This is a genomic window from Sphaerisporangium melleum, from assembly GCF_014646695.1.
Taxonomy (GTDB): Bacteria; Actinomycetota; Actinomycetes; order Streptosporangiales; family Streptosporangiaceae; genus Sphaerisporangium; species Sphaerisporangium melleum.
On the sequence record NZ_BMNT01000008.1, the window covers coordinates 145136 to 165297 of the forward strand.

Here is a 20162-nt window from a genome sequence, read left to right on the forward strand (position 1 = left end):
CAGGAAAAGTGTAGCGGGCTTTGGGAGCTTCTGGTGCCGTGCAGCGTCAAGATCCGGTTATGGCCTCCGCCACCTCACGCGCGGTGGCGGTGTCCGGCCCCGGCGGGGGCACGAAGACCGCGGCGCGGTAGTAGCGCATCTCCTGCACGCTCTCGGTGATGTCGGCCAGCGCCCGGTGGCCGCCCTGCTTGGCCGGCGAGGCGAAGTAGACCCGGGGGTACCAGCGGCGGACCAGCTCCTTCACCGAGGAGACGTCGACCATGCGGTAGTGCAGGTAGGCGTCCACGGCCGGCATGTCCCGGGCGAGGAAGGAACGGTCGGTGGAGATGGAGTTGCCGCACAGCGGAGCCTTCTTCGGCTCCTGCACGTGCCGCCGGATGTACTCCAGCACCATGGACTCGGCCTCGGCGAGCGTCACGCCGTCGGCCAGGGCGGTGAGCAGGCCGGAGGAGGTGTGCATCTGGCGCACGACCTCCGACATCTGCTCCAGCGCCTCCCTGGGCGGCTTGATCACCACGTCGATGCCCTCGTCGAGCTGGTTCAGCTCGCCGTCGGTCACGACGCACGCGACCTCGACGAGCGCGTCACGGCCGAGATCGAGCCCGGTCATCTCACAGTCGATCCAGACCAGCAGGTCACTCATAAAGCTCAGCGTAGTGCCCGGTCATGAGGCCTTGAGAGAGTCCAGTACGCGATTGATCACCGAAGTGTCCAGATTGTCGGGAACGGAGACGTAAAGGAGGGAAGGTCGCTCCCCGCCGCGGTCGACGAGGACCAGCGCGGCCTGCTCCTTCTTGAACTTCCAGCCCTGCTTCTTCGCGATGTCACCGAAGTCCAGCTCGAGCCTGAGCAGCCAGGCCTTCTTGCCGCTCACCTCGATGGCCTCGTTCTTGAGGATCTTGCGGTTGTGCGGCGGGCTGTAGAAGACCTTCTCGTACTGGATGAGGAACTCGGCCGTCGCCTTGCGCAGGTCCTTCGGCCCGGAGTACTCGAAGATCTGCGGCAGCGCGCACGAGGCCACCGTGCCCACCCAGTTGCCGCCCTGGCCGTCGAAATTCTCCTGCGACATCGCCTGCGCCGCGCTGCTCCACACGGCGACACGGGGGTCGGGCCGGCCGTTGCCGTTCAGGTCCTCCCACTTGGGGACCGACCAGGGGCTGCCCGGGAACTCGTACGACAGGCCGGTGCGCGGGTCGGTGATCTGGTCCCCTTCCGGCTGGGGAAGCTCGGCGGGGAAGTCCGTGGCGCTCGGATCGGGCGCCGGGGTCTCCTCCAGCCGCGGGGTGACCTCGGGAGCCGACGACTCGGCGCTCGCACTCGGCACCGGGCTGTCGGCCGCCGTCGGCCTGCCGCCGCTCCGGTTGACGAAGGTGAGGGCGATGACGAGCGCCACGACGAGGAGGATCGCCACCGCGCCGCCGCCCAGCACCCACGGCAGCGGGCTCTTCTTCTTCGGCGGCGGCCCCTGCGGGCCGAAGTCCGGCACCGGGAGCTGCGTCGTCGAGCCGGGCCCGCCCCACGGCCCGGGCCCGCCCGGCATCTGCGGCCCGCCGCCCGGCGCCCCCGGGCCGCCGTACGGTCCGGTGGGCTGGCCGTAGGCGCTCACCGGCTGTCCGTACGGCCCGGTGGGCTGCCCGTAGACGTTCGTGGGCCCGCCGGGCCCGCCGCCCTGCTGCCCGTAGGGGCCGCCCGGCCCGGCGGGCCCCGCAGGCTGCCCGGGCTGCTGCGGCCCGCCCGGCGGGGCGAATCCCGGCTGCGGGTAGGGGCCGGTGCCCTGCTGCGGGCCGGGGGCCTGCGCGCCCGGCTGTGGGTACGGCCCAGTGCCCTGCTGCGGACCACTACCCTGCGGCGGCCCGGGGACGTGCTGCGGGCCGGTGCCCGGCCGGTCCTGCGGCGCGGCGCCCGGCTGCGGGTGCTGCCCGGTCGCCTGCTGCTGCGGGGCGGGGGCCGGTTGCGGGCCGGTGCCGGACGGCGGCGCGTCCTGCGGGGCCTCCCCGCCCTGCCCGGGCGCGCCCCCCGGCTGCCCTGCCCCCTCGGGCCGGCTCCACTGGCCGGTGGACACCGGCCCCTGGGCCGAGGTGGCCTCCAGAGGATGGGTCGCGTCGGTCCATTGAGTGCCGTCCCACCAACGCAGTTGGGGAGAACCGTACGGGTCCGGGTACCAGCCGGCGGGGGTCTGCGTCATGCCCGTCAGAATAGTGACATCGCCGTTATTACGCGCATTCGGTGACCGCTCGCGTGGGTCAGCATTTGTAGGTGAACGTGGCCTTGTCCTCCAGCGGATCGCCCGAGCCCCCGACCGGGGACAGCACCCGCAGCCGGGCGGTCAGCTTCCGCGTCCCCTGACCGCTCACGTCCCACTCCAGGGTGACCTCGTGGCGCGACTCGCCGGACCGCAGGGTGTCGGTCTGCCGCACCGGCTTCCTGCCGGTCGGCAGCCACTCGTACGACACCTGGCCCGCCGAGCCGTTCGTGGTGACCACGCCGGTCACGACCACGGTGCTGTCGCACCCGGCGGCCTTCGGCTTCCTGACCTCGACCGCGCTCACCGCCAGCGGATCGCCGCGCTGCGACCACAGGTAGGCCGCGGCCGCGATGATGACCGCGAACACCACCACCGACCCCAGCAGGCCACCGCGACGGCGACGGCGCCGCCGCGGCCGCGGTGGCCGCTCGTTCGCCGGCACGGTGAGCTGCTCGCGCCCGGACCGCCAGATCTGCGCGGCCGCCGTGTCGGCCGGCACCCCCGGGCCGAAGCGCACTTCTCCGCCGCCCGCCGCGGCCGTGGGCACGCCCGGTGGAGATGGCGCGGTGTCCGGCGGGTACGGCGGCAGGCCGTCGGCCTGCCGCCGGTCCGCGGGCGCGTCCGGGGCGTACAGCAGCGTGACGATCTCGCCTTCTGCCATGCCCGGCGAGGGCACCGGCCGCCCGGTGGGCACCGCGCTCGCCGACCACTGCTGGACGGTCTGGACGAGCCGCTCGCGGGTGGCGAAACCGGTCGGCAGCACGTCCCGGCCGTCCACCAGGACGTCCCGCGCGGCGCCGAGACCGTGGGTGACCGCGGTGGCCGCCGCGTGGTCGAACAGCCGTGCCGCCCGCGGGTCGTCCGCCGCCCACACCGCGCCGAGCCCCCGGGCCAGGGAGGCCCAGGCCGCCAGGTCACGCTCCACGGACGCCTGCCCGAGCAGCGCCGCGGCCGGCCCGCGCTCGGCGAGCAGCGCCGCGCCCTCGTCGGTGATCACCACGGTGCCCGGGTGCAGGGCGCCGTGGGCCAGGCCCGCCGCGTGGACGGCGAGAAGGGTCTGCGCGGTCTCCACCAGCACGATGGCCGCGCTGCCCGAGTCAGGGGCGGGGCCGTTCATCAGCTCCGCCAGAGACGGCGTCCCGGGGCGCGCGGTGAGCAGCCAGACGCGTCCCCGCGCGGCCACCAGGTCGGTGATCGGCATGAGCCCGGTGACCCCGCCGCGGATCAGACGCCGGTCGGCGCTCACCTCGGCGACGAGCCGCTCACCAGCCCCGGGGGCCGCGAGGGCCGCGGGATCGATCCACAGCAGGCCGCCGAGCGTGCCGTCCGGTGTCAGCGCGTCGGTCCACGTGCCGGTCTCGCCGGCGCGGGAACGGCCGGTCGGCCGATATCCCGCGATGCTGTCCCCATCTGGCATCTACCGCCGCCTCCGGTGCCGTCCCGCGATGCGCTGTCCGAGCACAAGTGTGGCGGGAAGCGCCCCTGCCGTCACCAGTCCGGCGGCCAGCGCCCCGGCCGGACCCTCAGAAGGGGTCTTGTCCGGCGCGGGGGTGTCGCCCTCACCGCGCGGCGGCGGTGTCGAGCTGGGAGGGGCGCTCGGCGTCGGCCTGGTCCTGGTCGGCTCCGGGGACGGCGGCGGGGGCGGCGGAGGAGGCGGAGTGGGGGTCGGCTTCGGCCTGCCCGTGGGCAGAGTGTCGTCCGTCTTGGCGTCCGGGTCGCTCTCCTTCTCGGACGGACTCGGTGACGGCTTCGGTTTGGTGGCGGTGGGCTTGGGAGACTTCACCGGCTTCTTGCTCGGGGAAGGCTTGGGCGACGGCTTGGTGGCCGGGGGCTGGGGCGGGGTGGACGGCACGGCGGCGACGGTGCCGGTCGGAGCCGCGGTCGGCGCGGGATCCTCGGTCGGCTCTTGCGCCGGCTCCTCGGACGGCTCCTCCGTCGGCTCCTCGACCGGCTCTTCGGCGATGGCCGGCTCGGGGGAGCCGGACGCGGTCGCCGTCGGCGTGACGGTCGTGGTCTGGGCCTGCAGCGTGCTGTCGCCCAGGGAGTTCACCAGGATCGCGCCGGCCGCGGCGACCACCGCGAGGCCCACCGCGCCCACGGCGATCTTGACGCCGACCTTGCTCAGCGCCCGGCGGGGGCCGCCCAGCTCGGTTTCGGCCAGCGACGTGCTGGCCTGCGAGCCCTCCTCGCCGAGCGGGAACAGCAGCGCGAGCAGGCCGGCGAGCGCGGCCAGCCTGCGGCGCCCGCGCTCCTCCCAGTCGACTCCGTACGCCTGGAGGGCGACCTCCTCGAGCTCGGCGAGGAACGCCTCCGCCGTCGGCGGCCGGTCGGCGGCGCGCTTGGCCATGCCGCGCTCGACCAGCCCCCGCAGCGGCGCGGGGACCTGCTCGACCGGCGGCGGCATCGACTGGTGCTGCCGTGCCAGTGCCGCCATGTTCCGCGACTGGAACGGCCGGGTGCCGGTGAGGCACTCGAAGAACACGATGGTCGCGGCGTAGACGTCGGTGCTCGGCCCGGCGGGCGCGCCGGCCCACTGCTCGGGCGCCATGTACGGGGGAGTGCCCGCTCCGCTGACCCCCTCGCCCGAGCGCACCGCGATGCCGAAGTCGATGAGCTTGCTGTGCCCGCTCGCCTCGATGACGACGTTCTCGGGCTTGAAGTCGCGGTGCACGATGCCGCCGTTGTGCGCGGCGGCCAGGCCGAGCAGCGCGCCCTTGAGCAGCACGAGCGCGGCCTCCGGGCCGGTCGGGCCCTCCGAGCGCAACATCGCGCGCAGCGAGACGCCGTTCACCAGCTCCATGACGATGGCGGCGCCGCCGGGGTGCTCGATGTACTCGTAGAACCGCGCGGCGTGCGGGTTGTCCAGCAGCTCCAGCAGCCGGGCCTCGTGCCGGAAGCGGACCACGAAGCCCGGGTCGCCGCACAACGAGTCGGCGAGATATTTGATGGCGACGTGGAACCCGTCCATGTCGTGCCGTGCCATGACGACACGCCCGGACCCGCCCGTGCCGAGCTCGCGTAACTCGGTGTATCCGGGGACTCGCCAGGTCTCGCTGTGGCCGTCCATACGGTCTCCTTATGTGGCCGGGCCCCCACCCATGACGCGAGAACGAAGCCTAATGGTGGTGCCGAAGCCAGGAGATGTTTAAGGCCATATTTGCCTTTCTGTGGTGATCACTGTCAGCCATTGGGCCCTCGTCCGGAAATATGCGCGGGCACCAGTGTCCCCGAGGGCAGCACGGGATCCGGCTCCGGAGCGCCCCAGACCATCCGGACCGGCAGCACGCCCGCCCACACCGGCAGCGCGTAGTCCTCCTCCTCGTCCGACGGCGGCCCCTGGCGGACCTTCACCGACGCCTCGGCCAGCGACAGCGCCACCACCTCCGTCGCGGCCAGCTCCTTGCGGGACGGGCTACGCGCCGCCTCCCACTGACCGGGCACGAGGTTCTCGACGATGGCGCGCAGCCCGTCGAGCCGCTCCTGCGCGTCGGTGACGATCCGGGGCGCGCCGTAGATCATCGCGCAGCGGTAGTTCGCCGAGTGGTGGAACACCGAGCGGGCGAGCACGAGGCCGTCCAGATGGGTGACGGTCACGCAGATGTCCCCGCCGGCGTGCAGCGACGCGGCGCCGGTCGAGCCGTGCAGGTACAGGGTGTCGCCGATGCGGCCGTAGGCGGTGGGCAGCACGCGGGGCGACCCGTTCACCACGACGCCGAGATGGCAGATCACCCCGGCGTCCAGAATGGCGTACAGCTCGGCGCGGTCGGTGCGGGCACGGTCCTTGCCGCGCTTGACGGTGGTGCGAGGAGTCGTGGAGAGCATGCCACTAACGTACGGAGAAGTGGACCGGCCGGGCAGGTCCACATTCGAGCGGTTTCGGGAGACCACTTGCCAGGCCATGTCGAGCTGCCCCTCGTCCTCGACCGGGCGGCGTCCACCCCGCTCGCGGTGCAACTGGGCGACCAGTTGCGGGCGAGCATGCGCGGCGGCACGCTGCGCTCGGGGGAGCGCCTGCCGTCCAGCCGCGCCCTCGCCGCGCTGCTCGGCGTGAGCCGAACCGTGGTCACCGAGGCCTTCCAGCAGCTCTACGCCGAAGGATGGCTGGAGGGCCGGCACGGCTCCGGCACCTACGTCGCCGGCCTGACCGAGCCGGGGGAGTCGTCCGGCACGCGAGGTGCGCCGGCCGCCGGGCGCGGCGCCGCCGGGGACATCCCGGCCGGACGTGACGGTGCGGCGGCCGGGCCGGAGCTCGACGCGCCCGGTGCCGGGCCGCGCCCCATCGCCATGCCGGCGGCCGGCCGGGGCCCGGACGTCGTGTACACCGCCGCGCCGGGCGGCGAAGGGTTCATCGACCTGCGGCCCGGACGACCCTGGGTGCGCGACTACGACCGGGCGGCCTGGCGCCGCGCGTGGCGCAGGGCGGGCGACCGGCCCCCGGCCGACGTCATCGACCCCTACGGGCACCCGCGCCTGCGCGAGCTGCTGGCCGATCACCTGCGCCGGGTGCGGGGCGTCGCGGTGGGCCCGGAGAACGTGCTGGTCACCCGGGGCACCGGTCACGGCCTCGACCTGCTCGTCACCACCCTGCTGCGCCCGGGAGAGCGCGCCGGGGTCGAGGAGCCGGGGTACGGCAAGGCGCGCACGATCATCGAGGCCCGGGGCGGGCGGGTCGTCCCCTGCCCGGTCGACGAGCAGGGCGTCCTGCCCGCCGGGCTGCCCGGCGACCTGCGCCTGCTCTACACCACGCCCGCGCACCAGTACCCGCTCGGCGGCCGGCTCCCCATCCCGCGCCGGGAGCGCCTGCTCGCCTGGGCGCGGCGCAGCGGAGCCATGGTGGTCGAGGACGACTACGACGCCGAGTTCCGCTACGACGTGGCGCCGCTGCCCGCCCTGTACGGCCTCGACCCCGAGCGGGTCGTCCTGCTCGGCACGCTGTCGAAGTCGCTCGCCCCCGACATCGGCATCGGCTGGCTGGTCGCCACGCCCGCGCTGCTCGCGCGGATCGCCCAGGTGCGCCACGCGCTCACCGACCGCACCTCCGGCCCGGTGCAGGAGGCCGTCTCGGTGCTGCTCGAACGCGGCGACCTGGACCGCCACCTGCGCCGTGCGCGTCTGTCCTACGCCCGCCGCCGCGCCGCCGTGGTGGACATCCTCGGCGGCCTGGTCACCGGGGACTCCGCCGGGCTGCACGTCTTCCTGCCGCTGCCCGCCGAGCGGGTCGGCCCGCTGGTCGCCGCCGCGGCCGAGCGGGGAGTGCTGCTGGACACCGCCGACCGGCACCACCACGGCCCGGTGCGCCATCCCGGGCTGGTGATCGGGTACGGCTCGGTGTCGCAGGCAGAGCTGCGGAAGGGCTGTGCGATCGTGGCCGGACTGCTGGCCGGCGGCTGACCACGGCCGCGGCCCGGCGAACGCGGAGACGAGCCCGGGTCAGGCGGCGGGGCGGAGCAGGTGGGAGCCGGGGGGCGGCGGGGCCGGCTGCAGGGACTCGACGACCGGCAGCGCCCGCTCGGCGTACAGCGGGTCCACCGGCAGCACGTGCCGGGCCCACCAGCGGGCCGCCTCCGGCTCCGGCGACGGTTCCACGAAACCGGGCGCGTAGTCGTCGTACGGCGGGTCGTACAGGTAGCCGGTGGGCACGCCCCGGCGGGCGAGCGCGGCGATCGCCTCGTCCCGGCCGGCCACCAGCAGCGGCACCCGGAACAGCGGCTGGCCGGTCTGCCGCAGCACACCAGGGGCGACCGTGGGCAGCTCGGCCAGCCGGGCGACGCCCGCGAGCCGCGCTCCGCGTTCCTTCGGCAGCCGGGCCAGGCGGTGGCCCTGGTACCACCGGGCGACGGCGCCGCGGCGGCTGCGGTAGTCGTGCAGGTCGGCGCGGACCCACGGGTCCAGCGCCGCCAGCCCGCCGCCCGAGGCCAGCGCCGGCGCCAGGTCCCGCGGGCGCAGCGCGATGCGGTGGCCCTCGCGCGGCTCCTCCAGGCCGAGCAGGTGCGACAGCCGCATCGCGGGCCGGGCCATGTCCAGCCGCAGCGCCAGGTGACGGCCCGTGGAGGTCGCGACCGACAGCAGGTCACGGCGCAGCGCACCCGGCCGGAGCAGCAGGTCGCGTTCGCGTTCCAGCGCCCGCCGGTCGGCCGGATCGTCCACCGCGAGCACCCCGCCCGACCCGGCGCCCGCGTGCTTGGACAGGCTGAACACCCCCGCCGCGCCGAACGTGCCGAGCGGCCTGCCGTCCACCGAGGTCTCGGCGGCGTGCGCGACGTCCTCGATCAGCAGCGCGCCCGCCATGCCCAGCACGGCGTCCGGCAGCCCGTACAGGTTGGTGGTGAGCACGGCGTCCACCGTGCCGAGCAGGACACGGCCCAGCTCGATGTTGCCGTCGAGGACCGACAGGGGCGCGATGACCGGGATGAGACCGGCGGCCAGCACCAGGAACAGGATCTCGTCCGCCGAGATGGGGGACATGAGCAGGCGCTGACCGGGCGTGCACCAGTGGCGCAGGGCAAGGTAGAGGCCGAGCCGGTTGGACGGCAGGTACACGGTCTCGCGTCCCGTGCGGGCCGCGAGCTGTCTCTCGGGACTCACAAGCTCCCCTTCTCCGCCGCCCGCCGGTCTCGCGCGGGCGGCCAAAGGAGAAAGCTAGCGCATCTCGGCCGGGCGGCCGGCCGGTTCGGTGCGGCCCTCAGGAGGCGATGGTGGTGCGGATGCGGCCGTAGGTCCGCAGGGCCAGGTCGGCGGTCTCGCGCAGCATGGAGTTGTTGAGGACCGTTCCACGTGCCTTGCGGACGGGCACGCGGACCAGCCAGTGCACTCCGGCCCCCGGAGTCGGCCGCGCGACGCGGCCCTCGGTGACCCACAGCTCCCCGGTCTTGAGCTTCTCCTTGTACTCCTTCTCGCCCCGGCCCATGTCGATGAGGCGGATGCCCGCCTCGGCGGCGCGCTCGGCCATCGCCAGGTGGTGGATCAGCCCAGGGGAGTACTTGGCGTAGGCAGGGTCGTAGGCGGGGAACCAGCCGGCGAGCGTGGTCTTGGTGCGCAACCCGAAGTGCCCGGCGACCGGACGGCCATCGACGTAGATCATGTCGAGCTGGCCCGCGAAGTGCTCGGTGTCCACCTGAAGCAGGTTGCGCACCAGGCGCACGATCCACGGGCGGGCGAACCGGTCGCTGCGGCCGGTGCGGCGGTACTGGTCGGTCTTCCAGGTCAGCAGCGTGTGCAGCACCGACTCGTCGGAGACGCCGTAGTCGTGGCGTAGCGTGCCGTGGTCGCGCTGCAGCTTGCGCGACTTGTACGCGGTGGACTTGTAGGTCTTGCCGGACACCTGCTTGAGCGTCTCGACGTAGGCCGGGTAGCCGTCGGACAGGTCGATCACCGGTGAGGGGTGGCGAGTGTGCCGGACCGGGACGAGCGGCTGGCCGGCCACCAGGTGGTCGAACTCGAACACCGCCAGCCCGCAGGCCTTCATCAGCTCCTGGGTGTCGAACTCGACGTCCTTGGCGTGCACCATGCCCTGGGCGTCGGTGAGTCCCGCGGCGACGGGCATGCCGATGCCGAACTGGTGGCGCTCGAAGGGGAAGAACCCCACGATGTCGCCACCGTCGCTCAGCACCGCCACCCGCGCCTGCTCGCGCACCCGCCCGGTCTCGATCGTGAACTCAGGTGACAGGAACGGGCTGTCGAAGGCGGGATCACTCGCCTGCAGCACCCGCCATCGGGCCGTCTCGGAAGGGCCGAGCTCCCTCGGGTGGACGACGGATACGCGCATGGGCTCCTACTGGGTGGTCCCTGTGGCATGGAAGGGCGGCCATGCCTTTACCCAGCTTGGTGCCTACCCTGTAATAGGACGATAAAGATCGTATCACGGTGTGATAGGGGAATGCTGTTAGCGCCGTTGCCCGGCCGCTTCCCCGGCGTCCGGTGATCGGCCCGGGACGGGCACGTCCAGCCCGTCGGCGGGCTCGCCGACGATGCGGTGGACGTCGATCGCCCCCGGGTCGCCGTCCGGGACGCCCGGCACCTGGGAGGCGCCGAAGTGGCCGCCCTTGGCCCACACCCGCATGCTGCCTTGTGCCGCCATGGACAGCGGGTACGGCAGCGGGGCGCCGGCCGGCCACCTGCGCGGGACGTGCCAGGAGTCGAGCCACGCCAGGATGTCGTCCAGTCCGTCCATCTTGCTCTCGGTGAAGGGCTCCTCGACCGAGCCCAGCACCCGGATCTGGACGCACACCCTGCCCTGCCGGTTCAGCTCGCCCGGCAGGCCGGACGCCGCCCTGGTCGGCGGGAGGGATTGGATGATCTGCCCGCTGACCGGGTTCCACACCAGGTGTGCCGGACGGGAGATCTGAACGAGTCGCTGGGCCACCGACTTGGCCGATACGCGGTGTGGGTCGGTGGGCCAAATGAACCAGACCACCCGGGGAGCTCCTCCGGCCATCGGCCCGGAGTCCTCGAGAGCGGGAATTCGACTGGCGACGGGCAGCCATGCCTGGGCCACTGTGCCCCCTCAAATCCTCGGTCGTCGGTTTCATACCCCTTTCATGAAGTAGTTGACACCTTATGGGGCTTGATTATTGGTAGGTCGTTGATCGTATTACTTGGGGCGTTACCAGGGTTATGGGAGAGTCTGGTGATATACCGGGAGCAACGGCATCCGGACGGCGGAGGGCAGGAGGCAGGGCACGTGAGGGGCTCCATGGGTGGGACGATTCAAGGGTCCTGCAAGCGTGAGCGGATACGGTGAGCAAGTGGTGGAGAACAGTGGCCGGCACGCCCGACCTCGGTACATACCGCGCGGCCCCATCGCCGTCGGGGCCGGCGTCCTCGCCCTCGCCCTGGTGGTCGGCCTGCTGACCGTGGCGGCCAAGCGCGGCGGCGAGCGCCCCGGAGGCGTCGCCGCCACCATCCTCGCCACCCCCGAGCCTCCGCCCAGCCTGGAGCAGCCGCCCGTCGTCGAGAGCTGGCCGCGCTGGGGCGTCACCCACACGCAGTACAGCGCCGACAACGAGAGCGACGACGTCCGCCGCCGCGTGAGCGATCTGTTCGCCCGCGTCCCCATGCTGCAGAACCAGCACATCATGGGGTGGGGCGCGGGCAACCCCGAGCCGGCGCCCGGCAAGTACGACTTCCGGGACCTCGACCGCCGCGTGAAGCTGATGGCCGCCACCAAGGCGCAGCCGGTGCTCACGCTGTGCTGCGCGCCCGACTGGATGAAGGGCGGCCCCCAGGGGCGCACGAACTGGAGCACCATCGAGGTCGCCCCGCTGCGCGAGCACTTCGACGACTATGCCAAGCTCGCCGCCACCGTCGCCCGGCGCTATCCCACCGTCACCCACTACATGGTGTGGAACGAGTTCAAGGGCTTCTGGGACGACGCGCACAACGACTGGGACGTCGAGGCCTACACCGACCTGTACAACCGGGTCTACGACGCCATCAAGGCCGTCAACCCCAAGATCCAGGTGGGCGGTCCGTACATCCCGATCGACAGCCACGTCAGCAGCGCCAACGCCTCGACGCTGCGCGGCCCCTGGGGCGCCGTCGACAGCAGGAACCTCGCCGGTCTGGACTACTGGCTCAAGCACAAGAAGGGCGCCGACTTCATCGTCGTGGACGGCTCCTCGGCCACCAACGACCGCGGGCTGGTCCCCGACGAGTTCACCGCGCTCAAGAAGTTCTCCGCCGTCACCTCGTGGCTGCGCCAGCGCAGCGGCGACCTGCCGGTCTGGTGGGCCGAGTGGTACATCGCCCCGGACAACATCGAGTGGGACGAGCAGCACCGTACGGCCGTGCAGGCCGCGGCCATGATGGAGTTCGCCAGGAGCGGCGTGGCCACCGCCCTCTACTGGAATCCCCAGCGCAAGGGCGGCGACGACTGCCCCGGCTGCCTGTGGACCCCGGCCGACGGCGGTGAGATGCCCATGGCGGGCCTGCTCAGCGGCTTCACCCGCTGGTTCCCGGCCGGCGCCGAACTGCTCGCCCCGCCCGTCTCCGACCCCCGCGTCCAGGTGCTCGCCGTCGAGCGTCAGATGATCATGGTCAACACCGCCGACGCCGCCATCACCGTCACCGTCGACGGCAAGAAGTTCGAACTCCCCCCCTACGCCGTCCAGTGGAGCGACCGCGGCCAGTGACACCCCACTGCCCCAGCGGCGGGTGTTCGACCGGAGAGCCGCGGGCGGGAATCCGAGGACCGCGTGCGCGAGTTCCGTGGCCTCGCCGAGAGCGTGGTGGCGCGGCTGGGTGAGATCGAGGGGGAGCGGAACGCCGTCTGACGGAGCGGGGGCGTCACCGGTGACGCCCCCGCTGATTACGAGGTCAGGGTGAGGAAGCGCTCGACGATGACGGCCAGGGCGATCGCCGTCGTCAGCAGGCCGGCCAGCACCAACCGGCGGCGTCCCCGGGTGATGCGCCCAGGAGAGCGCAACCTGGCCAGCTCCGCCGCGAACAGCGTGCACGCCGACAGCGCCAGCGCCACCAGGCCGACCGGCGTCCACGGCGTGGACCGGTCGCCCACCATCGTCACCGGCTGCGGCGGCGGGATCTCCGCCCCCTTCGGGTAGGTGCGCAGCGTGTAGAGGGCGGCGTCCCGGTTGGCGTACACCTGCTTCAGCCGTGTCGAGGCGTCCAGCGCCGCACGGAAGCTCTCCCCCCAGCGGGCGGGGAAGCCGTGGTTGAGCTCCAGGTACGCCGCCTGGCCGCGCGTGGCGATCAGGAAGGTGTTGGGCGCCTTGCCGCGCAGCGCGGTGAGCACCCCCTGCAGGTCGGCCGGGTCCTTGGTGACCAGCGCCTGGTCGTACTCCACCCGGTCGATGTCGCGCTCGCGCCACGGGATGGTGGGCGTGACCTCCTCGCCGATCACCGGCACCAGGTACAGCACGCGGGCGCTCGGCCGGTCGTGCTCGTAGACATAGTGCAGGGCCGCGGCCTCGCCCGTGGTGACCCGCTCGAACTTCTCGTTGCCGTACCGTGCGACCAGGAAGGCACCGGACAGCACCAGCGCGGTCACCGCTGCGAGCACCACCGAGACCCGGCGCGTCGTCCCCGGCGCGAACCGCTGGGTGCGCCGCCTGATCGGCACCGTCTCGCCCTCGCGCTCGTCGGTGGTCACCGCCGGCAGGTTGGGGAAGAACGCGTACGCGCCGAGGATGCAGGCCGCGGGCAGTGCGAACATGTAGACCCGCAGGCCGATCTCGCCGCCGTAGCTCTGCAGGCCGAGCGCCAGCGTCGGAACGCCGAGCAGGATCACCGCCGCCCGGTCGCCGACGCCGCGGCGCAGCCGGCGCAGCAGGCCGACGGCCGCGCACAGCAGGATCACCCCGCAGATCGCGAGCCGCACCTGGAGCACGATCGCGTGCTGCGGGTCGGTGCCCTCCAGCCGGTCACCGGTGTTCTCCTGCAGGTTGGCGAAGATCTTGCCGATGCCGCCGAACAGCTCGTCGATGCGGCCGCTCCAGAACGGCGTCGCCTGGTAGTTGATCCAGGCCAGCACGAGCAGCCCGAGCAGCACCGGCAGCGCCAGCGACAGCGTGCTGCGGCGCAGCAGGATGAGGCCGGTCAGCGCGCCCATCATCATGAACGGAGTGATCTGATGGGTCGCCGTGGTCGCGACGAACAGGCCGAACAGCAGCGTCAGCAGCACCACCCGGTCGGTCACCGTCGTCGGCCGCGCGGGCAGCTCCCCAGGGGTGAGCCGGTCGAGCCGGGCCAGCAGCCGGCGCACGAACCCCTTGGCGGGCAGCGGCGCCGTCCGCGGCTCGGCCCGGCCGAACCAGCGCATCAGGATCGCCACGAACACCAGGTACAGCGCGAAGGTGAACCCCTGGGGCGAGAAATAGTCCTGCCCGATCCACTGCACGACGATGAAGAGCAGCGCGGCGAACCACCGGGCCCGGGTGGTGGCCACGATCTGGCGCAGGATCAGGACGAACGGCAGAAGGTACAGCAGGTTGGACACCAGCGGCGTCCACTGGAGCACCATCGACGGGTCGTCCACCCCGGCCGCGCGCAGCGCGAACCCGAACAACGCGAAGAACCCCGGCCAGGCGAAACGCGCGTCCAGGCCCGGTAGGGCCTCCCCGGCCCGGCCGATGTACTCGGCGAAGCCGGCGTGCACCCACGCCGTGGGGAAGCGCGGCTCGGTCTCGACCAGCGCCGCCGCCCCGTGCAGCGTGAAGGTCACCGCGGCGAGCTGGAACAGCAGCACGCCCTTGCGGTCGGTGTTCTGGGTCAGCGTCACGAAGAACGACACGATGATCATCGCGATCGACGCGAAGGCCGTGATCGGCAGGACCGAGATCAGGCCGAGGCCGTTGAGCTGGTCCAGGTCGACGCCGCGCATGGCCCCGTGCGGCACCTTGAGCGCCAGCACGTACATGGCCAGGCCCTCGAGGGTGAGCAGCGGCGGCAGCCAGGACGCCGCGCTCGCCGCCAGGCGAGCCGGCAGGGACGGCTCCGCCGCCCGCCCGCCCGCCGCATCGGCGGCCGCGCCCTTCGCCGGAGGCGCCGGCGCCTCTGTCACCGCGTGCCCATCCGCAGGGGCGTCCGTCACCGAGCGCTCGCCCGCGGGCACGTCTGTGACCGCGAGTCCGCCCGGAGGCGCGTCTGTGACCGCGTGTTCGTCCGCAGGCGCTTCCTGCGCCGCGCTCTCGGCGGCGAGCAGCTCCTGCAGCGAACGGGCGGAGGCGGGCCCACCCTTGGCGGGGCGGTCCTTGGCCGGGCGGCCGGGAGCGCTGCGGGGCCGTGCGGCCGGGGCCACAGGGCCGGCCTGTGCGGTCGACGGCAGGGGGAGCGAGAACACCTGCGTGACGTCCTGATCGGCGGGCTCGTCCGTCTCCGCGCCGCCCGACGGCGAGCCGCCGGAACCGGCCCCGGCCTTGCCGGCCGTCAGGTCGCCGGTGGGGCGAGCGAGAGGAAGAGCGACCGGGCGCGGCAGTTCGGAGGTGACGTCCGGGTCGATGTCGTCATCGGCCGTGCCGCCGCCGGAGACGTCCACGACAACGGCGTCCGCGTGACCGGCGCCGTCGCCTTCCCCGTTGCCTTCCCCGTCTCCGTCTCCCGCAGCGTCGCCGTCGGCCGCAGTGTCTCCGTCGGCCGCCGTGGCGTCCTCCCCGGCGCCCGACCCGCCCTCCGCGCCCTCGTCCGCGACCTCGCCGGGACTCGCCTCCGCAGGGTCGTTCCCGTCGGTGGTCGCCTCTTCAGGCGCGAGCGTCGTGCTCACCACGTCACCGGTCGCTTCGTCCACGTCGGGAGACGCATCGCCGGTGTCCGCGGGGGTCTCGTCCGCGTCTGTGGTCGTCTTTTCGGGGGCGAGCGTCGTGTCCGTCACGTCACTGGTCGTTTCGTCCGTGCCAGTGATCGCTTCCGGTTCGCCCGCGCCTGCGGGGGTCTCGTCCGCGTCGGCGGTCGCGGTCTCCGGGGCGAGCGTCGTGTCGGTCACGTTACTGGTCGCTTCCGGGTCGTCGGGAGACGCATCGCCGGTGTCCGCAGGGCTCTCGTCCGGGCCGGCGGCCGCTTCCTCCGGGGCGGGTGTCGCTTCCGCGGCGGCGCCGGTCCCCTGGGCCGTGTCAGGGCTCGCCTCGCCGGGAGTCGCGTCATCCTGGTCCGGGCCGGTCTCGTCCGGGCCGGGAGTCGCTTCTCCCGCGTCGGGACTCGTCCCGTCCACGTCGCCGGCCGGCTCGTGCTCGCCGGTGGGCTCCTGCTCCGCGGTGGACGGGGTCTCGTCCCCGGGGGCGGGGGGCCGGTTGCGGGCGTGGTCGTCCGCCTCGGTGGCGATCTTCGTCGCCGTCTCGTCGGTCACCTCGTCGCCCGTCCGTTGCCTCACGAAGACCATGATGCTGCCTCAGGCTCCTCACCCGTGCCGGGCGTACCCGGGACGGCGGAGCCGCGGAGCACTTTGCGCAGTCCCGGCAGGATCAGCAGGGCGACCAGGACCTCGCTGAACAGCAGCCCGTATCCCACCGCGGTGATGCCCGCGACCGGCAGCAGGATGATCGAGGAGGACAGCACCAGCACCGCCAGGCCGATCTGCACCGCCGCGAGCAGACGCGCCTCGCTGCGGGCCCGGAGCGAGCTCAGGTAGATCTCGATGAGCACGCGCGGGAGCACGGCGATCGCCATCAGCCGCAGCAGCGGTGCGCCGTGCTCGGCGAAGCCGGGGCCGAACACCGACAGGATGAGCGGGGCGGCGGCGACGGTGACCGCCACCGCCGGAATGATGATCAGGTACGACCGGCGCAGCGCCTGCAGGCAGTTGGCCGCCAGCCGGGACCGGTCGCCGGACCCCTCCACCGTGAGCGAGGTGGCCATGTTGATGGCCAGCAGTTCGATCATCGCCCCTAAGGTCTGCGGGATCGCGAAGTAACCGAACAGCTCTCCGCTGACCCGCGAGGCGACGTACACCGGCAGGAAATAGACGATCGCCAGGATGGACAAGGCCCCGGGGTAGTCGCCGGCGAGGAACCGGCCGATCTCGCGCAGCCGGGGCGGCCGGGATCCGGCGGGCGTCCGGGCGGCGTGCCGGGGCACCAGCACGCCGAAGATGAGCAGGTTGATGGGGATGAGCGCCAGCGCGGTCGGCACGACCCAGGAGACGTAGATGCCGTCCCTGGGGAGCGTGCCCGCCACGGCGACGAGCAGGCCCATCTTGACCAGGCCGAAGGCGAAGCTGTTCACCGGCACCCAGACGGCCTGGCGCATGCCGGCGAGCGCGACGTCCTGCAGGGTGAACACCGTCCAGATGGCCACCGACGCCAGGAAGAACAGGCCGGGGCCGACGCCCGCCAGCGTGGCGTAGTTCTCGCCCCAGAACGGGAGCGTCAGCAGGAAGCCGAGCGCCGCCACCAGGGCGGTCAGCGTGGCGATGAAGTATCCGCGCGCGATGAGCCCGCCGGTGCGCCGGCCGGCCACCGGGATGAACCGGGCGAGCGCGCCGGTCAGCCCGAGCGCGATGAGCCCGGCGAACAGCCGCATCGCGGTGATCAGCGCCTGGCTGCGGCCGAAGTCCTCCGGCGCGTACAGCCGGGCGGCCAGCAGCCAGTAACCCATGCCGAGCACCGCGGTGATCCCGGTGTTGGCCATCAGCGCGTAGCCGTTCAGGAACAGCGGATTGCGCAGGTCACGAAGGAGACGCCGCCGCAGGACGGTCAACCTCCCTGCGGTCTCCCCGGCGTCCGCCGCCTCCGGCCGGTCACCGGTCACGGTCGTCTTCACGGTCGCGTCACCCCCCTCGTCGACGCGCGGCGTCTTCCCCGCGGTTACGTCACTCACGCCCTACCACTTGACGCAGGCCGTAGCGGGTGCGGCGAACCATCGCGTACCCCTTGGTCAGCGCGTGTTCCTTCAGATAGATGATCGGCACGCCGCGGCCCTCGACGGCCCGCCGGAAGCGGTTCATCGTCGTGGAGCGGCTCACCGTCAGCCGAGGGAGCGCCATCACGTCGTCGTCGTCCCCGGCCAGGGCGTTGGCCACGGCGCAGGCCGCCCAGTAGCCGGCCTTGCGGACCTCCTTGCGCACCCGGGCACTGGAGTAGCCGTACGGGTAGGCCATCGTGGCGACCGGCCGGCCGACCTTGTCCTCCAGCAGGGCCTTGTTGCGGCGGAGCTCCTGGCGCAGCGCCGCGTCGGGTAACTGGTCGAGCTGCGGGTGGCTGTGGCTGTGCCCGGCGATCTCGACGCCGCACGAGACGGCCTCGCGGGCCTGGCTCCAGCTCAGCATCTTGTCCAGCGGCCGGCCGGCGGCGTCGCGACCGGCGTCGCTCACCCACCCGCTGGTCAGGAACACCGTCGCGGGGAAGTCGAGCCGTTCGAGGACGGGCAGCGCCTCGCCGTGGAAGTCGGCGTACCCGTCGTCGAAGGTGATGACCACCGGCCGGTCGGGCACCGGGGCGCCCCCGGTGCCGTACAGCGTGGCGACCAGGTCGCCCAGGGTGAGCGCGGTGAAACCGCGGTCCTTCAGATAGGTCATCTGGGACTCGAACACCGAGGGGCGGACCGCCAGCGGCCGGGTGGCGCTGTTGGGGCGGTCGGTCACCGAGTGGTACATCAGGATCGGCACGCGCATGGTGTCACCGTTCGTGGTCGATAGAGCGTCCGGCCCGCTTCCCGCGCAGCCGCAGCCGGGCGGCGCCGACGGCGTACCCCCAGGTCGTCCAGGCCAGGCCGGCGATGATCGCCCCGGCCCTGGCCAGGCCGGCCGGGTCGCCGCGCAGGGTGTCGGCCACGCCGCGCAGGACGCCGAGCGGCAGCGTCTTCATGACGTGGGCCCGCTCGCTCGACAGGCCGTCGCCGGCGCCGACGCTCTGCGCGACCAGCGCCTTGGACAGCCCCTCGGCGTAGCAGCGGGTCCGGAAGTAGCGGAAGGTGGCCCGCGCGGGGGGCACGCGGTGGCCGATGATCGCCTTCGGCTCGAACATCATGATCGAACCGGGCCGGCGCTGGGAGAGCCTGATGCAGAACTCGGTCTCCTCGCAGCCCAGCGGCAGGCTCTTGCGGCCCTGCACGCTACGGCCGATGCCGGAGTGGAAGCCGCCGACGCCGCTCACGGCCTCGCGGACGAAGGCGGCGTTGCCTCCCATCACGTTGCGGATGCGCTTACGCTCGGCAGGCAGCCCGCGGTAGGTGCAGCCGACGGTCCAGTCGAACTCCTCGGGGAACCACCGGGGCCGGCTTCCGGCGTCCCACAGCGGCCGGGTGAGGCCCCCGACCCCGACGACCGTGCCCGCGGAGCCGGGCGGCTCCGCGGACAGCGCGTCCTCGAAGGCCGCGAGCCACCCGGGGTCGGCGACCGCGTCGTCGTCAAGGAAGGCCACGACGTCACCGGTCGCGGTGGCCACGCCGGTGTTCTTGCCACCGGACAGGCCACGCGCGTGGGTGTTCTCCACGACGATCGCGTCGGCGTACTCCCGCTTGAGTCGCAGGTGCAGCTCAGGGTTGTAGTCGACGACGAGGAGCAGCTCGTGGGGCATGCGTGTCTGGCCGCGCACCGACTGCACGGCGGCCCTGATGTCGTCCCACCGCTCCTCGGTGTAGACGCAGATGACGACGGAGATGTCCATGCCGGTCTACGCGGCGCCCTGGTCCGCGGCGTGCTGCTGGGCGGTCGCGGCGGGCGGCACCTCGATCGGGGGCCGGCGCCACTCGCGGATGATGGTCTTGAGCACGCGCGTGCCGTCCCGTACGACGCGCAGGTTGCTGTCGCCGTGGATGCGGCAGCGCTCGTGGCTCGGCACCTCGTGGACGCGCAGGCCGGCCCTGGCCGCGCGGATGTTCAGCAGGGTCTCGACCTCGAACCCCTCGCAGTCGAGGTCGAGGACGTCAAGGTGGCGGGCCCAGAAGGCGTTGTAGCCGTAGCACAGGTCGGTGTACTTGGTGCCGTAGATCCAGTTCACCAGCGTGCGCAGGACGCTGTTGCCCAGGCGGCGGCTGAAGGTGAGGTCGTCGCTGCCGCCACCGCTGGCGTAGCGCGAGCCCTTGACGAAGTCGGCGCCGGTGACCAGCGCGCCGACGAAGTGGATGATCTCGCGGCCGTCGGTCGAGCCGTCGGCGTCGATCATGACGATGATGTCGCCGGTGGCCTCGGCGAACCCGGTGCGCAGGGCGTCTCCCTTGCCCTTGCCGCGCTGCTGCACGACGCGCAGGTTCGGCCGCAGCCGGCGGGCGACCGCCACGGTGTCGTCGGTGGAGTTGCCGTCCACCAGGATGACCTCGTGGATCCAGTGCGGCAGCGTGGCGAAGACGTGGGGGAGGTTCTCCGCTTCGTTCATGGCCGGAACGACCACGCTGACGGTCGGCGAGATGGCGAGGTGCGGGGTGAGAGGGGTGAAACGATCCACGGACGGCAGTGGCCGCAGCGTGTGAAGCTGAGGCTTCCCGTTGTGCTTGGTGATCTCGGGACTCATTTGTGAGGGATGTCCTTCCGGGC

The 20162-nt window shown here is 72.8% G+C and carries 15 protein-coding genes; 2 read left to right on the forward strand and 13 right to left on the reverse strand.

Annotated elements, in window-relative coordinates; all coding sequences use genetic code 11:
* Window positions 1-46: 46 nt before the first annotated feature.
* From orn to IEY93_RS09235, 5 genes are all read right to left on the reverse strand, one after another.
* Window positions 47-643, reverse strand: coding sequence for an oligoribonuclease (orn, locus tag IEY93_RS09215; protein ID WP_189162550.1), 597 nt, complete (start codon window positions 641-643; stop codon window positions 47-49).
* Between the two features lie 21 nt (window positions 644-664).
* Window positions 665-2185 carry a DUF2510 domain-containing protein gene (locus IEY93_RS09220; protein WP_189162551.1) on the reverse strand — a complete coding sequence of 507 codons (1521 nt, stop codon included), beginning with the start codon at window positions 2183-2185 and terminating at the stop codon, window positions 665-667.
* A 58-nt stretch (window positions 2186-2243) separates the two neighbouring features.
* Window positions 2244-3662, reverse strand: a complete 1419-nt coding sequence (locus tag IEY93_RS09225) for a protein kinase family protein (protein WP_189162552.1) — start codon at window positions 3660-3662, stop codon at window positions 2244-2246.
* Window positions 3663-5312, reverse strand: coding sequence for a serine/threonine-protein kinase (locus IEY93_RS09230; RefSeq protein ID WP_189162553.1), 1650 nt, complete (start codon window positions 5310-5312; stop codon window positions 3663-3665).
* A 113-nt stretch (window positions 5313-5425) separates the two neighbouring features.
* Complete coding sequence (locus IEY93_RS09235) at window positions 5426-6067, reverse strand: pyridoxamine 5'-phosphate oxidase family protein (protein WP_189162554.1); 642 nt, start codon at window positions 6065-6067, stop codon at window positions 5426-5428.
* 66 nt (window positions 6068-6133) lie between these two features.
* Between IEY93_RS09235 and pdxR the strand changes: the two genes are divergently transcribed.
* The gene (gene pdxR, locus IEY93_RS09240; protein WP_229691000.1) at window positions 6134-7636 is read left to right on the forward strand and encodes a MocR-like pyridoxine biosynthesis transcription factor PdxR; all 1503 of its coding nucleotides are present in this window, start codon (window positions 6134-6136) and stop codon (window positions 7634-7636) included.
* Window positions 7637-7675: 39 nt separating this feature from the next.
* On the opposite strand, the gene IEY93_RS09245 is transcribed toward pdxR, so the two are convergent.
* The 3 genes from IEY93_RS09245 to IEY93_RS09255 all read right to left on the reverse strand — a co-directional run bounded on the left by IEY93_RS09245 (window position 7676) and on the right by IEY93_RS09255 (window position 10658).
* On the reverse strand, window positions 7676-8830 hold the full coding sequence (locus IEY93_RS09245; RefSeq protein WP_189162556.1) for a DegT/DnrJ/EryC1/StrS family aminotransferase: 1155 nt from the start codon (window positions 8828-8830) through the stop codon (window positions 7676-7678).
* A 97-nt stretch (window positions 8831-8927) separates the two neighbouring features.
* Window positions 8928-10010 carry a GNAT family N-acetyltransferase gene (locus IEY93_RS09250; protein WP_189162557.1) on the reverse strand — a complete coding sequence of 361 codons (1083 nt, stop codon included), beginning with the start codon at window positions 10008-10010 and terminating at the stop codon, window positions 8928-8930.
* A gap of 117 nt (window positions 10011-10127) precedes the next feature.
* Entirely contained in the window at window positions 10128-10658 is a 531-nt protein-coding gene (locus IEY93_RS09255; RefSeq protein ID WP_189162558.1) for a hypothetical protein, read from the reverse strand.
* A 331-nt stretch (window positions 10659-10989) separates the two neighbouring features.
* On the opposite strand from IEY93_RS09255, the gene IEY93_RS09260 reads away from it, so the two are divergent.
* Window positions 10990-12375 carry a GH39 family glycosyl hydrolase gene (locus tag IEY93_RS09260; RefSeq protein WP_229691001.1) on the forward strand — a complete coding sequence of 462 codons (1386 nt, stop codon included), beginning with the start codon at window positions 10990-10992 and terminating at the stop codon, window positions 12373-12375.
* A 176-nt stretch (window positions 12376-12551) separates the two neighbouring features.
* Here the strand turns inward: IEY93_RS09260 and IEY93_RS09265 are convergent, their stop codons facing one another.
* From IEY93_RS09265 to IEY93_RS09285, 5 genes are read right to left on the reverse strand one after another with little or no spacing between them, the layout of a single operon-like run.
* The gene (locus IEY93_RS09265) at window positions 12552-16064 is read right to left on the reverse strand and encodes an ICP22 family protein (RefSeq protein ID WP_189162559.1); all 3513 of its coding nucleotides are present in this window, start codon (window positions 16062-16064) and stop codon (window positions 12552-12554) included.
* Complete coding sequence (locus IEY93_RS09270) at window positions 16061-17509, reverse strand: lipopolysaccharide biosynthesis protein (RefSeq protein ID WP_189162560.1); 1449 nt, start codon at window positions 17507-17509, stop codon at window positions 16061-16063. The genes IEY93_RS09265 and IEY93_RS09270 overlap by 4 nt, the downstream gene beginning before the upstream one ends.
* On the reverse strand, window positions 17502-18302 hold the full coding sequence (locus tag IEY93_RS09275; protein ID WP_189162561.1) for a polysaccharide deacetylase family protein: 801 nt from the start codon (window positions 18300-18302) through the stop codon (window positions 17502-17504). The genes IEY93_RS09270 and IEY93_RS09275 overlap by 8 nt, the downstream gene beginning before the upstream one ends.
* 4 nt (window positions 18303-18306) lie before the next feature.
* Window positions 18307-19296 (reverse strand): glycosyltransferase family 2 protein, encoded by a 990-nt coding sequence (locus IEY93_RS09280; RefSeq protein ID WP_189162562.1) that lies wholly within the window; start codon window positions 19294-19296, stop codon window positions 18307-18309.
* A gap of 6 nt (window positions 19297-19302) precedes the next feature.
* On the reverse strand, window positions 19303-20139 hold the full coding sequence (locus IEY93_RS09285; protein ID WP_189162563.1) for a glycosyltransferase family 2 protein: 837 nt from the start codon (window positions 20137-20139) through the stop codon (window positions 19303-19305).
* Between the last annotated feature and the right edge of the window lie 23 nt (window positions 20140-20162).